We start from the raw sequence: 14,598 nt of genomic DNA on the forward strand, positions 1-14,598 counted from the left end.
ATAGGAAAGGTGTGGAGCACTACCACCCTTTCACGGCATATGGACCGAATGTTTGGTTCACCGGATTCCGGCTGGAGAAAATGTCATGACTACCACTAATTCTGGCTCGTTCGTCGATGAGGAGCGCCGCGCGCAGATCAAGGAGATCGTCTGCGAGATCCTTGAAATCGACCTGGATGAGATGACCGGCGACAGCCTGTTCAAGGAGGACCACGGCGCCGACTCGATGGGCGCCATCGAGATCCTCTCCTCGCTGGAGCGCACCCTCGGGGTGGACATCGACCAGGGCGAGCTGGTCCGGATGGTCAACCTGGACGGTGTCGTCGCCGTCGTCGACGAGGCAGCCGCCGCCAAGTAGCAGGCAGGCGACGGCGGCCAGGAAATCGCCACCGACAAAGAGATGGAGCACTAAGTGTACGACGAACGCCAGCCACCGCGCCGGGTGGTGATTACAGGTCTTGGCGTGGTCACCAGTATCGGCATCGGTGTCTCCGACTTCCTGGCCGGCCTGCGGTCCGGTCGTAGCGGCGTCAAGCCGATCACGTCGTTCGACACGAGCGGCTACGCGTACGCGAACGGTACCGAGATCACCGGGTTTCGTGCGGAGGACTGGATCGTCAACGTCGATCCCGGCCGGCTCGGCCGGGCCGGTCAGTTCTCCGCCGCGGCCGCCAACCTCGCGGTGGCCGACGCGTCGATGTCGCTCAAGGAGGTGCGCGCCAGGCGGGTCCTGGTCTCCATCGGTACGACGGATGGAGAGTCAAGGGATCTGGACAACCTGGCCGTCGAGCAGTTCGAGTCGGGTCCCGAGCGGCTCAGCCCGGTGCTGGCCGGCCGGATCCAGGCAGGCAGACTCTCCACGAGCATCGTGCGCGAGCTTGGCCTGACCGATGTGGAGGCGGTCACCATCCCCACGGCGTGCGCGGCGGGCAACTACGCGATCGGCTACGGCGTGGACGCGATCCGCGCCGGTGACGTGGAGATGGTGCTCGCCGGCGGCGTGGACGCCTTGTGCCGTAAGACCTTCGCCGGGTTCTACCGGCTCGGCGCGATGGCACCCGAGGTGTGCCAGCCGTTCGACAAGGACCGCAAGGGCATCCTCACCGGTGAGGGGGCGGGCATCTTGGTGATGGAGAGTCTGGAGTCGGCGAAGGCCCGCGGTGCCCGGATCTACGCCGAGTTACTGGGCTACGGGCTGAACTGTGACGCGCTCAGCCCGGTCGCGCCGGACCGCAGCAGCCTTGCCCGGTGCATGCAGCTGGCGCACCGCAACGCGGGTGTCAAGCCGCAGGACATCGATTTCATCTCCGCGCACGGCACAGGGACGAGGGCCAACGACCAGACCGAGGTCGAGGCGATCATGGAGGCGTTCGGCGACACGCCGCCGCCGACCGTGTCCATCAAGGGCATGCTGGGCCACACGATGGGGGCCGCGAGCGCGCTGGCCACCGCGGCGTGCGCGCTGGCGATCACCGAGGGATTCATTCCGCCGACGATCAACCACAACGAGACCGACCCGGCGTGCCAGGTGGACTGTGTGCCGAACGTGGCGCGGGCCGCGGAGGTCCGAGTGGCGCAGAACAACTCGCTGGCGTTCGGCGGTAACAACGCGGTGGTCATCGTCGGGCGGCACGAGGAGGCGTGATCTGTGGCACCAGCGAGTGTCCGGCGGCCAAGGCGCAGGCGGCCGGCCGGCGGCAAGCCAGTGGCCCGGGTGCTGTTGTTGCACGGACTGGGCTGCACGACCAGCATGTGGGAGCCGCTCGACCGGTACCTGCCCGATGACGTCGAGTTGTGGGATGTGAAACTTCCCTGGCACGGTATCGAAAGCGCGGACTGGAGTCGGCAGTGTGATCCGGTCTCCCTGCTGGTCGACTCGATGGACACCGGTGAGGCGGGCCGATTCGACGCTGTCGTCGCGCACTCGTACGCGGCGAACCTGCTGATCGAGGCGATGTCGGAGGGCAGGCTCGCGCCGGGGGCCGTGGTGCTGGTCAGCCCGTTTCACCGGCACAGCGCCGCCGACTTCGACTGGCCGACGATCTCCTACTACCTCAACGATTTCCACCGTATCTTCGCTGAGGCGCTGGACATCGGCGCCCGCGGCATCCCGGAGGTGTGGCGCGCCGCGGCCGCGCTGCACGTCCGAGACCAGATCGGCGTATACGGCTGGATGCGCTTTTTCGAGGCGTATCTTCGGTCGCCGTTCGTTGATCTGTCCACGATTGACGCTTCGGTGCTCGTTATCACCGGGCAAGACGACATCGCCACCCGGGCCTCCGACGGCAGGCAGCTGGCCGCGGCCCTGCCGGAGGGCCGGTTCGAGCTGATCGAGGACTGCGGTCATTTCCCGATGGCCCAGCAACCGGGCCGGTTCGCCTCACTCGTGCACGGCTTCCTGCGTGAGGCCCTGTCCCTGCCGATTGTTTCTCCCATCACCATGCCTGGAGTCGATGTGAACCCGACAGCCCCTCAGACCCCGATCGCGGCGGGCCTCGCCGCGGGGGAGCCGACCACCACCACGCTCAGGCCCCGGTATGAGGGGTCGAACATCTGCACCTGGATCGGTTTCAAGCACGTCAACTATCTGGTCGAGGAAGCGGTGCTCGATCACCTGAGGCAGCGCGGGTATCCGGCGGGCGAGCTTTATGAGCGGTACGGCATCTGCGTTGACATCGCAGACATCGACACTCGCATGTGGACCGCGTACCACATCGACGACGTCGCCGTGGCAACCGTGCGGCCGGTCGCCTCGAAGGGCGGTGCGCAGCTGCGGTTCGTGGTCGAGATGATCGCCCAGCGTGAGACGCCGGTGAAGACCGTGACCTCGAAGGTCGCTGTCACCCTGCGAAACGATCCGCGGGGGTTTCCGGCCGAGGCCGCGCCGGCCGAGCTGGGGCCGCACATCGTCGAGCGGCTCGGCGAGCGGCTCGGCGAGCGGCTCGGCGAGCCGGTCGCGCCGATCGAGATCATCGGCGATGACCCGCTCAAGCAGCTGATCGGCGACGCCAACGCCTTTGGCTGGGTCTGGCGGATGCCGTACTTCTACTGCCACTTCACCGAGCGTGTGCAGATGACCGGCTACCTGCGGCTGATGGAGGAGGTCGTCGACCTGTTCCTCCAGGAGCGCGGCGTGTCCATCAAGACACTGCTCGATGAGCAGAACTGGATCCCGGTGGTGCCCTCGTCCAAGGTCAGGATCTTGGACGAGGCGTGGATGGAGAACGAGGTCTACACGGTTTTCACCGTGGAGGAGGTGTTCAAGCGATTGACCTACACCGCGCGGATGGACTGCTACGTCAAGCGGGACGGAAAGCTGGTCCAGGTCGCCACCGGTAAGATCACCCATGGTTACGCGGTGATCGAGAACCGGCGTGACTGGAGCCAGGTCGACTTCGACGACCGGCTGGCCAAGGCGCTCACCGGTGGCGCGGGCTCGGCGGCACGGGCGGGGCGAGGTCAATGAGCGCGCCGACGGTTTCCTCCACTGTGGACGGCAAGACATCGGCGGGGCAGCTTGTCTTGTCGGCCTGGTCCACGCTTTCTCCCTACGGGGTGGGCGGCGAGGCCTTCAGTGCGGGCATTCGTGCCGGCCGAAGCGCCGTCCGCCCGTTGGACCGGGATGCGTTTCCCGGACCGTTCACGCGGGGCGGTGTGCTGGCCGACTTCTCACCTGCCGGGTTCCTCGGTAAGCGAGGCACCCGTGCGATGGACCGGCTGACCGCGCTGGCGATCGGCACGCTGGGCCTGATCGTCGAGGAATGCGGTCCGCAGCTGACCGCGGACGCCGAGCGGATCGGCCTGGTGCTTGGAACCGGTTCGGGCAGCATTCAGTCCATCATGGACTTCACCCGGGACTCGCTGGCCGGCAGGAAGCCCTACCACGTCGACTCGGCCCTGTTCCCGAACACCGTGATGAACAAGGCCGCCGGGCAGAGCGCGATCTGGCACGGCATCAAGGGGCCGAACACCACCATCACCGGTGACTGGAGCACGTGTCTGCTCGCGCTGAGCTACGCGATACGACTGGTCCGCGGCGGGCAATGCGATCGTGTTCTTTGTGGAGCGGTCGAGGAGCACTCGGCTCAACGGGCCTGGCTGGAGTGGCATGCGGGCGCGAGCCACAGCCAAAGGCCCGCGCTTGCCGAGGGGGGCGCGTTCTTCCTGCTGGAAACGTTGGCTGGAGCAAGGAACGCGGGGCGTACCCCGGTCGCCCGGGTGCTGTCGACGCGATTTCGTGGCGTCGGCGACCCCGCGGACCCGAGGGCGGCGCTGGCCGCTTGCGTCAAGGCGGCTGTGGAACAGGCGGGCGTGCGCGGTGAGGACGTGCGTGTTGTGGCGCCGTCCGCTGCCGAGGGGGACATCGGTAGCGCGGAGAAAGCCGGAATCACCGACGTGCTCGGCGCGACGGCGAAGTGGGTGGGCTGCAGGTCGCTCATCGGGGACGCCTCCTCGGTGTCCACCGGGTTTCAGATCGCGGCGGCGCTGTCGGTCGCCGAATCGTTCGGTGACAACGATCTGGCGTTGGTCACCACGATCGACCGTGACGGCACGGTCGGGTGCGCGTTGCTCGGCGGATACGGAGCCGGGTCATGACGGCCGCGCAGGTGAGCGGAGTCACTGTCACCGTGGACGTTTCCCCGGACGATCCGGTGTTCGCCGGCCATTACCCGGGCTTTCCGATCCTGCCCGGCCTGTTCCTGGTGGAGTACGTCAACTCGGCCTTTCGTGATATGTGCGCCGCCCGCGGCGCGGATCCGGTGCGCCCCGTCGCGCTGGAGAGGGTCCGGTTCATGCGGCCGGTCTACCCCGGCGACCAGGTGAGGCTTGAGCTGGCCGTCGAGCAGGTGGGCGGGTTCACCCGGTGTTCGGCGTCGGCCGTGGTCAACGAGGAGCGGGTCGCTGAGATCCGCGTGCGCTACCCGGCGGTGACGGCATGATCGGAGTCGCGGAGATCAAACAGATCATTCCGCACCGGTACCCGATTCTTCTCCTGGACCGGGTAATCGAGGTGCGGCCGGGTGAGAGTCTGGTGGCGCACAAGGCGATCACGTGCGCTGAGCCGTGCTATCAGAACACCGACGATTACGCGTATCCGGTGAGCTTGTTGGTGGAGTCATGGGCGCAGGCGGCCGTGTTGCTGGCGTGCTGGGAGACACCGAATCCGGACGTGCTGGCCGGCAAGGTCGAACTGGCCGCCGGGATCAAGAACGTGGACCTGCTCGAGCCGGTGTTCCCGGGTGAGGTGCTGGAACATCACGTACAGATCCTGCGTAACGTCGCAGACGCGGCGATCGTCGCGGGCAGCAGCTTCGTGGGCGGCCGTAAAGTCCTTGAGGTGGGCAGTTTCTCCGTGGCGTTGCGTGGTGTCGAGGTCTTGATGCGTCCTGGAGGTGACTGACATGCGTCCTGTGGCATTGGTGACGGGTGGTTCACGCGGGATCGGCGGCAGTGTCGTGACCCGTCTGGCGGCCGATGGATATGATGTCGCGTTCTGCTACCGCTCCAACAAGGAGGCCGCCGACCTGGTCGTCGGGCAGGTTGCCGAGGGTGCTTCGGTGCTCGCCGAGCAGGTGGATGTCACGGAGTTGGGTGCGGTCAGGCAATTCGTCCGCCGGGCCGAGAAGGAACTCGGCCCGCTCGGCGCGGTGGTCTCGTGCGCGGGGATCATCCGCGACAACCCGCTCGTGATGATGAGCGAAGAGGACTGGCACACGGTATTGCGTACCAATCTCGACTCCACGTACAACGTTTGCAGTGTGGCGGTGTTCGGGATGATCAAGCGTAGGGCGGGTTCGATCGTCACGCTGTCTTCTGTGGCGGGTGTGTATGGGAACGCCGCGCAGACCAATTACTCGGCGTCCAAGGCGGGCATTATCGGTTTCACTCGTGCGCTGGCCAAGGAGTCGGGCCGGTATGGTATCCGGGCCAATGTCGTGGCGCCCGGTCTTATCGAGACCGACATGACGGCGTCCATGGCGGGTAAGGCGCGTTCGGGAATCGCGGAGCGGATTCCGCTTGGCCGGTTCGGTAGGCCGGAGGAGGTCGCCGATCTGGTGTCCTTCCTCGTTTCGGAGCGTTCCAGCTATATCACCGGTCAGGTATTGGGGATCGACGGCGGTCTCGTTGTCTGAGTGTTAGGGGGGCATGATGTCCGGGGGGTTGCCGGTGAACGGTCTCGAACTGCGGGAGTTACGCGATCTCGCGCGGGCGTTCTGTGGGAAGGAGTTGGTGCCCAATCAGGAGCGTTGGGCGTCGCAGAGGTGTGTCGATGCGCGGCTTTGGCGGGCCGCGGGTGATACGGGCCTGCTTTGTATCGGGATTCCCGGGCGGTACGGCGGTGGTGGCGGTACTTTCGAGCACGAGATGGTGTTGATCGAGGAACAGGCCATGGTCGGGGACACTTCGTGGGGTGTCAGTGCGCACGGCGTCGTCGCGCACTACGTACTGGCATACGGCACCGAGGAGCAGAAGCGGTCGTGGCTTCCCCGGATGGCGTCCGGCGAACTGGTCGGCGCGATCGCGATCACCGAGCCGGCCGCCGGTTCGGACATCCAGGCCGTCACCACCAGGGCGGAGCCCGACGGTGACGGCTACCGGGTCAACGGCTCGAAGACCTTCGTCACCAACGGCACCCAGGCCGGGCTGATCCTCGTCATGGCGCAGACCACGGGATTGTCTTTGCTGGCAGTCGAAACCGCCGGCGTGACCGGGCTTCGGCGGGGCAAAGCGCTTGAAAAGATCGGCAGGCACGGCCAGGACACGTGCGAGCTGTTCTTCGACGACATGCCGATCCCCGCCGACGCCGTGCTCGGTGGCAAGCCAGGGCTGGGACTGCGTCAGCTGATCCCGTTCATGTCGATGGAACGCCTGCACATCGCGGTCGCGGCGGTCGCGTCGATGGCCGCGTCGGTCGATGCGGCGATCCAGTACGCCAAGCAGCGAAAGGCGTTCGGGCGCAAGCTCATCCGCATGCAGAACACGCAGTTCAAGCTTGCCGAGTGTGCCACGGAGGTCGCGGTCGCCCGTGCGTTCGTGGCCGAGTGCGTCCGCGAACAGGCGGCGGGCGAGCTGACCATGGCCAAGGCCGCGATGGCCAAGCTGTGGGCGACCGAACGACTGTCCACAGTGGTTGACGACTGCCTGCAAGTGTTCGGCGGTTACGGCTACATGAGCGAATACCCGGTCGCCAGAGCATGGACCGACGCGCGGGTGGCTCGGATCTTCGGCGGCACCAGCGAGATCATGAAGGGGATCATTGCGGCCTCGCTGTAGACACGATGCGGTAGGCACGATGCGAGGTGTACGCACAGCCGCCGAGCCGGGCGACAAAGCGGCTCGGCGGCTGTCGGTGCGAGCACGTGATCGTCACGCCGCGGTCCGCGCGGTGAGACATCAGCACCTTGTGCGGCAAAAAGACCGGTGAAACCCATAGTCATAGTCCCGCCGCGTTGACCACCCATCGGCATTCTGGGCACGCTGGAACGGACTCGGCCGCAGCCTGTCAGGGAGCCTAAGACACTGGGACAGATGAGTACAGTTCGGGAACGGACCATGCGATAGCGCCTCGATCGCATTTGGCGGCGATCGGCGGATATCCCCTTTCGCGAAGGAGGTTCATCGGTGTGCGCGGATAGGCGTCGGCACGACAGCGCGTCCGGGTTGACCGGGCGGATCAGTGCGGGCCCTGACGAGCTGGTGCGGCGCGAAGTGCTGCGCCCGCAGCTGGAGTTCGAGGCCGAGCACCTGCTACCCGGCTATCTCCGGCTGGAACAGGTGCTGTTGCTGGAATACCATCGGATGGGCCTGCTCAGTACCATCGACGTCGCCACGATCGCACCGGTTTTGTCCGAGTTGGACAGCGAAACAGTCCGGAATCTCGCCGATGCGGCGATGAGCGACATCGCGTTCACCATCGAGCGGTACGCCATCGAGCGGATCGGCGACATCGCGCCCGCGTGGCACGTGGATCGCAGTCGCAACGATCTACAGGCCACCGCGCAGGCGATCTACGGCCGCGACCGTGTGCTGGACACCGTCGACGATCTGATCGGTCTCGGCAGGGCCGCGCATCAGCTGGCCTGCCGTGAGATCGACACCATGATGCCCGGGTACACGCATTCGCAGCCGGCGCAGGTCGCCAGCGCGGGGTTCTACTTCTCCGCGATGTCCGCTCAGGTGTTGCACAGCCTGCACCGCATGGACACCGTGTACGCCTCCGTCGACACCTCGCCGATGGGCGCGGGCGCGATGACCGGCGGCGAGCTCGACTGGGACCGGACACGGATGGCGCGGCTGCTCGGCTTCAGCTCCGGGGACGGGCACGCGCTGATCGGCGTGGCGACCCGCGACTGGGCGCTGGAGGCCACCGCGGAGCTGTGCCTGATCGGCGTGTCGCTCAGCCGGTTCGCTACCGACCTGTTGACCTGGAGCGGCGCGGGTTACGGCTTCATCGACCTGCCCGACGAGTTCAGCGGGATCTCCTCGGCCATGCCGCAGAAGAAGAACTTCCCGGTGCTGGAGCGCCTGCGCGGCCGGACCGCCCAGCTGGCTGCCGGGTTCGTGGGCGTGGTGCTCGGACAGCGTGCGACGCCGTTCAGCAACACAATCGAGGTGTCCAAGGAGGCAGGTACGCACGTCCCCTTGGTGTTCGACCAGGCAGGCTCGGTCCTGCGATTGTTCACGGCCGTCTTGGCCGGCTTGCGGCTACGGACCGACCGCCTGCGTGAGGTCTGCGAGACCGAGTACCTCGGTGGTCTCAGCCTGGCCAATCGACTGTGTCTCGACGCAGGCGTGCCTTGGCGTACCGCGCAGGTGATCGCGGGCCGCTACATCGTCGCCGCCGTTGACCGAGGGCTGACGCCTGCCGAGCCGGACGCCGTCCTGCTCGAACAGGTGGGTCGGGATGCAGGTTTCGAGGTGACCGACGCCGAGCGGCTGTTGACGCAGGCGTTCGATGTGGACAAGGCATTGTCGGCGAAGCGCACGACAGGTTCGGCCAGTGGGCAGAGCGTGCGCGCCATGTTGAACCAGCAGGCCGCCGACTTCGACTTGGTGCAACAACGCTGGACGGCCCGCCGTCGCCGGATCACCGCGGCCTACGCCACGACAGACCGATTACTCCAAGCGCTCACCGAATCCACCGATCTGCAGGAGCCACCGCGTGATCTGTGAGAACCTGCTCGACGCCATCGGCAACACCCCGCTCGTACGGCTGGCGATTCGCGGCGGCCCCACCTGCTACGCCAAGCTGGAGATCCAGAACCTGTTCGCGATGAAGGACCGGGTGGCACGCAACATCCTGCTGCGCGCCAAGCAGAACGGTGACCTCGCCGACGGCGCGCCGATCGTGGAGAGTTCGTCCGGCACGATGGCACTGGGCGTGGCACTGGTCGGCACCCTGATGGGGCATCCCGTGCACATCGTCACCGACCCGAGAATCGACCGTATGACGTTGGCCAAACTGGAATCGCTGGGCTGCGAGGTCCACGTCGTGCCGAAGATGGACGAACACGGCTGGCAGGGAGCACGGCTCAAGCGACTCGCTGAGATCATGGTGGCCAACCCCGGCGCCTTCTGGCCGAAGCAGTACGAGAACCCTGACAACCCGGCGGCGTACCAGACGCTGGCCGATGAGCTGATCGACGACCTCGGCGAGATCGACGTCCTGGTCGGATCGGTCGGCAGCGGCGGATCGCTGTGCGGCACGGCACGGGCGCTGCGCGAGCGCCTGCCGAGTATCCGGGTGGTCGGCGTCGACTGCGTCGGCAGTGTCCTGTTCGGACAGCCGGACTGGCCGCAGCGGCTGCAGAGCGGGCTGGGTAACAGCATGCATCCGAAGAACCTCGACCAGGGTCAGATCGACGAGGTGCACTGGCTCAACGACCGCGAGGCCTTCGAGGCGACGGTGGCATTGGCCAAGGAGCAGAAGCTGTTCGCGGGTAACACGTCCGGCTCGGTGTACCGGGTGATGACGCACCTGGCCGGGCACGAGCCCGCCGGCACGACCATTGTCGGGATCTTCCCCGACCGCGGTGACCGGTACGCCGAGACCGTGCACAACCAGAGGTACTGGGCCGAACGCGGCCTGCCTGACCAGCCGTTGGCCACGCGACCCCGCCAGGTTCCGCCCGGCACCGTAGTACGCTCCTGGGCCTTTTCCCGGCTGACCGATCCCGACGCGGCTCGGCCGGTCCTCGCGTTCGTCGAGTCCAACACGTCCGGCACCGGGATGGCGGCGATCGGTATCGCCGAACGCCTCGGCTACGAGCCGATTCTCCTGACCGACAAGCCCGAACGGTACCTGGGACTGCCGGAGACCGGATGCAGGGTGCTGCGGTGCGACACCGCGGACCCCGATGCGCTGGCCGCGGCACTCGATTCTCAGGTGCCGCGCCGCCGGATCAGCGCGGTGACGACGACCAGCGAGTTCTACCTGTCCACCGCGGCGAGGCTGGCTGCCGGGCTGGGGCTGCACGCCGAACGGCCCGAGGCGATCGACTGCTGCCGCAACAAGGCTGAGCTGCGTGCTCGGATCGACAAGGCGGGGTTGCCGCAACCGATGTGGGTGCGGGTCGAGAACGCCCTGGAAGTGCCTGCCGCGGTGGACAAGGTGGGCCTGCCCTGCGTGGTGAAACCGATAGACGAGTCCGGCTCGACCGGCGTGGTCCGCTGCGACACGGCCGACCAGGCGCTGGCCGCGGTCGAGGCGATCCATGCTGTGACGGTGAACGTCCGCGGCATGCCGAGGGCGAAAGGTGCGCTGATCGAGTCCTACGTGGATGGTCCGGAGTACAGCGTCGAGATGTTCGCGGTGGACGGGCGACACGAACTGGTGGCCTTGGTCCGGAAATCGGTGGTGGGCGAGCCGAACTTCGTGGAGTCACGGCACATCGTTCCCGCGTCCGTGCCCGAGGACGTGGCCGACCAGGTCGCCGACGTGGTACGGGACGCTCTGCGGGCGGCCGGACTGACCAGGGGCGCGAGCCATACCGAGGTGAAGGTCACCGAGACCGGACCCGTCATCATCGAGATCAACCCCCGGCTCGCCGGCGGCATGATCCCGGAGCTGATCCGCCTGGCCACCGGCGTCAACCTGCTCGAACAGCAGCTCAGGCAAGCCTGCGGATTGCCTGTCACGCTGCCGTCCGGCACGACCGGCTTCGCCGGTATCCAGTTCCTGACAACGCCGGACATCGGGGTGCTCACCGAGATCTCCGGTGTTCAGCGCGCGGAGGCGGTGCCGGGCGTGCACCAGGTGACAGTGACGACCGAACCGGGACGCCATGTCGCGCCGCCGGTCGACGCGTACGGCCGCCTCGGGTACGTCATCGCGACCGCGCCCAGCCGGGAAGATCTCGTCGACGTGCTGACCACCGCGTCCACGTCGATCCATTTCACGGTGAACTGAAGGAAAGAACGATGATTCTCACTGAAGGCCAAATCAACGTCCGTCGGGGGCTCCGATGACAGACCGGCTGCGACTGAGCCCTACCAGGATTCGGCCGTGGATTGCGCCTGGTGGAGCGCCCGCCGCCGGGCCGGACTTGTTGCGCAAGGCGGTGCCCGCCGAGGTGGTCGCGCGACTCCGCGCACTCGGCTCACTGCCTGACACCCTGCTCGCCGCGCACCTGAAGGTCCTCGGTGTGATGGGCGGCGAACGGTCGCCACTCACCGGATATCTGGCGCCGGGCGCCGATCTGGCGCCGCGCGGGATCGCCTTGGCCGAGGCTACCTGGCGTGACCTGATCGGCAAGGTGAACGAACCGGTCGACGTCGTGGACGACGCGCCCGCGTTTGACGTCGTCTTCGGCCTTTCCGGGGCCGGGATGATAACCGGCGCCGTGCTCGACGTCGGCTATGTGGACGCCGAAGACGGACTGTGGCTGGAGCTGCGGTTCCGGCCGGACGTGATCGACCGCGCGCACGCTGACCGGTTCGCCGGATACGAACTACGGGCACTGGAACTGCTCGTCACCGATCCCGACGCCCCGCATGACGCGAAGAGCCTGGTGGAGCCGGACGAGTACGAGTACCAGATGCATGCGCACTCTGGCGCCGACATCCCGTGGCACGGCAAGCTTTTCGTGGAGCTGTTCGAGGAACAGGTACGCCTGCGCCCGAACGACTTGGCTGCTTCGCACGGCGACAGCCGCTGGACGTACCGCGACTTGAACGCGAACGCCAACAAGGTCGCGAACACGTTGCTGCGGCGCGGGTCACTGCCGGAGGACCCGATCGCGGTCGTGATGAACCGGGAGCTGAACTGGGTCGCGGCCATGCTCGGCGTGTTCAAGGCGGGCGGTGTTTACCTGCCCGTGCGCCCGGACTTCCCACCTGACCGCGTGGCCACGCAATTCGAGCGCGCGGACTGCAAGTTCGTCCTGTCGTCCGCGGATGCCGTCCGCACGGCGAACGAAGCGCTGGCCGGCTTGGCCCATGACTGTCCGGTGTCGCTTGTGGAGGACGTGCTGCGCGACGAAACCGACGACACCAACCCGGACACGTCCATCGAGCCAGGACAGCTGGCGTACATCTACTTCACCTCGGGTTCGACCGGTGCGCCGAAGGGCGCGATGTGCGAGCACGCCGGGATGCTCAACCACCTGTACATGAAGATCGACGACATGGAGCTGGCCGAGGGCGAGGTGGTCACCCAGACCGCGTCGCAGTGCTTCGACATCTCCCTGTGGCAGGTGATCGCGCCATGGCTGGTCGGCGGGAGCACTCGGATCATCGACACCGAGACGCAGCTGGACGTCGACTCGTTCGTCGAGGAGATCGCCGCGGGCGGCATCCAGGTGATCCAGATCGTGCCCGCCTATCTGGACGTGATGACCTCGCACCTGGCCAAGCACCCGAGGCCACTCGGTGACCTGCGGACCATCTCGGTTACCGGTGAGGCGCTGAAACTTCGGCTCGTCCGCCGGTGGTTCGAGCTCTACCCGTCGATCTCGCTGGTCAACGCCTATGGTGCGACTGAGGTTTCCGACGACACGATGCACGAGGTGCTGACCGGTTTGCCGGAGCGTGACTTCGTCACGGTCGGCCGTCCACTGCGGAACGTGTACACGTACGTGCTGGACGAGAAGCTCCGACCGGCACCGCTCGGCGCGCCCGGCGAGATCGCGTTCTCAGGTGTCGCCGTTGGTCGTGGCTACATCAACGACGAGGAACGCACCGCGCACGCATTCGTCGAAGACCCGCACCGGCCGGGCACCCGGATGTACCTGACCGGTGACTTCGGCCGCTGGCTGCCCGAAGGCAAAATCGAGTTTCTGGGCCGCCGGGACGAGCAGGTCAAGGTCCGCGGGTTCCGGATCGAAATCGGCGACATCGAGACCAAGATCCTCGGCGTGTCGGATGTCCGTGACGCCGCCGTGGTCATCGAGGGCGACTCGGACACCAAGACCCTGGTGGCGTTCTACAGCGGCGCGGCCTCGCTGAAAGCCGAGGATATCCAAGACCACCTGGCCACACAGCTGCCGGAGTACATGATCCCGACGTATTTCCACCGGCTGGACACGTTGCCGCTGACCGAGAACGGCAAGGTCGACAAGATGCTGCTGACTTCGCTCGCCGGCACACTCGGCCACGCGGGCGCATCCTATGTCGCCCCGGTGACCGACGTGGAGCGCAGGCTGGCGACCGCGTGGGCGGAGGTGCTGGGCGTTCCACTGGAGCGCATCGGCCGCCGCGACAACTTCTTCGAACTCGGCGGGACCTCGCTGGCGGCCGTACGGCTCGTGATTAACCTGGACCGCCAGATCTCGCTGACCCAGGTGGTGACGAACCCGGTGCTGGAGGACCTGGCCGCGGGCCTCGTCGCTGTCGGCGAGCCGGTCGCGGGCCTGGTCCAACGGCTGTCCATCGGTGAATTCGACTCCGTGGCGACGCTGATCTGCCTGCCTTACGCGGGCGGAAACGCGGTCAACTTCCAGCAACTGGCGAAGGCACTGCAGGACAGGAACATCGCGGTGCACGCCGTCGAGCTGCCCGGGCACGACCTGGTCGGTGGGCAGGACGCGTCCCTGCAGGAGGTCACCGAGATCGCCAAGGCGGTCCATGACGAGATCCGCGGCATCACCGGTCCGATCATTCTGTGGGGACACTGCGCCGGTGCGGCGTTCGCGGTGGAGATCGCCCGGCTGATGGAGGAGAACGGGCGTCCGCCGTTGCGGATCTTTGTCGGCGCGCTGATGCTCGACCCCGTGTCGGACCTGAACGCCGAGAGCGCCGAGGTATCCGCGATGAGCAACACGGAAATCACGGCGTTGCTGCGGCAGGACAGCGCGTTCGTCGACCTGGACTCGCTCAAGCCGGAACGGATGGATGTGGTGGGCTCGGCCTACCGGCACGATGTCTGCTCCACCAACCGCTATCTGGCCGACATTCAGCAGGGCGGGGTGAGGCTCACCGCACCACTGGAGATCGTTGTCACCGCGGATGACCGCACGACTGCCGGTTACGCGATGCGGCACGGGCGGTGGAGTTTGGTCGCTGACCGCGTTGTGCTGCGTGAACTCGCCGAAGGTGGGCATTACTTCACGCGTACACGGGCGGACGAGGTCGCGGGACTGGTCGCCGAGGCGGTATAGG

At 66.7% G+C, this 14,598-nt stretch carries 11 protein-coding genes; all 11 read left to right on the top strand.

Translation table 11 applies throughout. The features are described from left to right. Positions 1-85 precede the first annotated feature (85 nt). Complete coding sequence (locus tag OIE13_RS09115; RefSeq protein ID WP_326640844.1) at positions 86-358, top strand: acyl carrier protein; 273 nt, start codon at positions 86-88, stop codon at positions 356-358. Between the two features lie 54 nt (positions 359-412). Further along, complete coding sequence (locus tag OIE13_RS09120; protein ID WP_326829868.1) at positions 413-1,645, top strand: beta-ketoacyl-[acyl-carrier-protein] synthase family protein; 1,233 nt, start codon at positions 413-415, stop codon at positions 1,643-1,645. Between the two features lie 3 nt (positions 1,646-1,648). After that, positions 1,649-3,466: an alpha/beta fold hydrolase gene (locus tag OIE13_RS09125; protein WP_326640841.1), complete on the top strand. Its 1,818-nt coding sequence runs from the start codon at positions 1,649-1,651 to the stop codon at positions 3,464-3,466. Next, the gene (locus OIE13_RS09130) at positions 3,463-4,596 is read left to right on the top strand and encodes a beta-ketoacyl synthase N-terminal-like domain-containing protein (protein ID WP_326640839.1); all 1,134 of its coding nucleotides are present in this window, start codon (positions 3,463-3,465) and stop codon (positions 4,594-4,596) included. Before OIE13_RS09125 ends, OIE13_RS09130 begins: the two co-directional genes overlap by 4 nt. Next, entirely contained in the window at positions 4,593-4,940 is a 348-nt protein-coding gene (locus OIE13_RS09135) for a 3-hydroxyacyl-ACP dehydratase FabZ family protein (RefSeq protein ID WP_326640837.1), read from the top strand. Before OIE13_RS09130 ends, OIE13_RS09135 begins: the two co-directional genes overlap by 4 nt. Beyond that, entirely contained in the window at positions 4,937-5,401 is a 465-nt protein-coding gene (locus tag OIE13_RS09140) for a 3-hydroxyacyl-ACP dehydratase FabZ family protein (RefSeq protein ID WP_326640835.1), read from the top strand. Before OIE13_RS09135 ends, OIE13_RS09140 begins: the two co-directional genes overlap by 4 nt. A 1-nt stretch (position 5,402) precedes the next feature. Further along, on the top strand, positions 5,403-6,134 hold the full coding sequence (fabG, locus tag OIE13_RS09145) for a 3-oxoacyl-ACP reductase FabG (protein ID WP_326640833.1): 732 nt from the start codon (positions 5,403-5,405) through the stop codon (positions 6,132-6,134). A 16-nt stretch (positions 6,135-6,150) separates the two neighbouring features. Beyond that, a complete protein-coding gene (locus tag OIE13_RS09150; protein WP_326830274.1) occupies positions 6,151-7,275 on the top strand; it encodes an acyl-CoA dehydrogenase family protein in 1,125 nt (374 codons plus the stop codon). Positions 7,276-7,623: 348 nt separating this feature from the next. Then, positions 7,624-9,174: an argininosuccinate lyase gene (locus tag OIE13_RS09155; RefSeq protein ID WP_326641100.1), complete on the top strand. Its 1,551-nt coding sequence runs from the start codon at positions 7,624-7,626 to the stop codon at positions 9,172-9,174. Then, positions 9,164-11,410 carry a pyridoxal-phosphate dependent enzyme gene (locus tag OIE13_RS09160; RefSeq protein ID WP_326641098.1) on the top strand — a complete coding sequence of 749 codons (2,247 nt, stop codon included), beginning with the start codon at positions 9,164-9,166 and terminating at the stop codon, positions 11,408-11,410. The genes OIE13_RS09155 and OIE13_RS09160 overlap by 11 nt, the downstream gene beginning before the upstream one ends. Positions 11,411-11,546: 136 nt before the next feature. Further along, positions 11,547-14,597 carry a non-ribosomal peptide synthetase gene (locus tag OIE13_RS09165; protein WP_326641096.1) on the top strand — a complete coding sequence of 1,017 codons (3,051 nt, stop codon included), beginning with the start codon at positions 11,547-11,549 and terminating at the stop codon, positions 14,595-14,597. Position 14,598 lies beyond the last annotated feature (1 nt).

Source organism: Streptosporangium sp. NBC_01810, assembly GCF_035917355.1.
In the GTDB taxonomy this organism is placed as follows: domain Bacteria; phylum Actinomycetota; class Actinomycetes; order Streptosporangiales; family Streptosporangiaceae; genus Streptosporangium.

Bases quoted from the DNA above. Each gene is read 5' to 3' on its own strand.
- OIE13_RS09150 (WP_326830274.1), top strand. From the start codon at position 6,151: ATGTCCGGGGGGTTGCCGGTGAACGGTCTCGAACTGCGGGAGTTACGC.
- OIE13_RS09140 (WP_326640835.1), top strand. From the start codon at position 4,937: ATGATCGGAGTCGCGGAGATCAAACAGATCATTCCGCACCGGTACCCG.
- OIE13_RS09115 (WP_326640844.1), top strand. From the start codon at position 86: ATGACTACCACTAATTCTGGCTCGTTCGTCGATGAGGAGCGCCGCGCG.
- fabG (WP_326640833.1), top strand. From the start codon at position 5,403: ATGCGTCCTGTGGCATTGGTGACGGGTGGTTCACGCGGGATCGGCGGC.
- OIE13_RS09135 (WP_326640837.1), top strand. From the start codon at position 4,593: ATGACGGCCGCGCAGGTGAGCGGAGTCACTGTCACCGTGGACGTTTCC.
- OIE13_RS09130 (WP_326640839.1), top strand. From the start codon at position 3,463: ATGAGCGCGCCGACGGTTTCCTCCACTGTGGACGGCAAGACATCGGCG.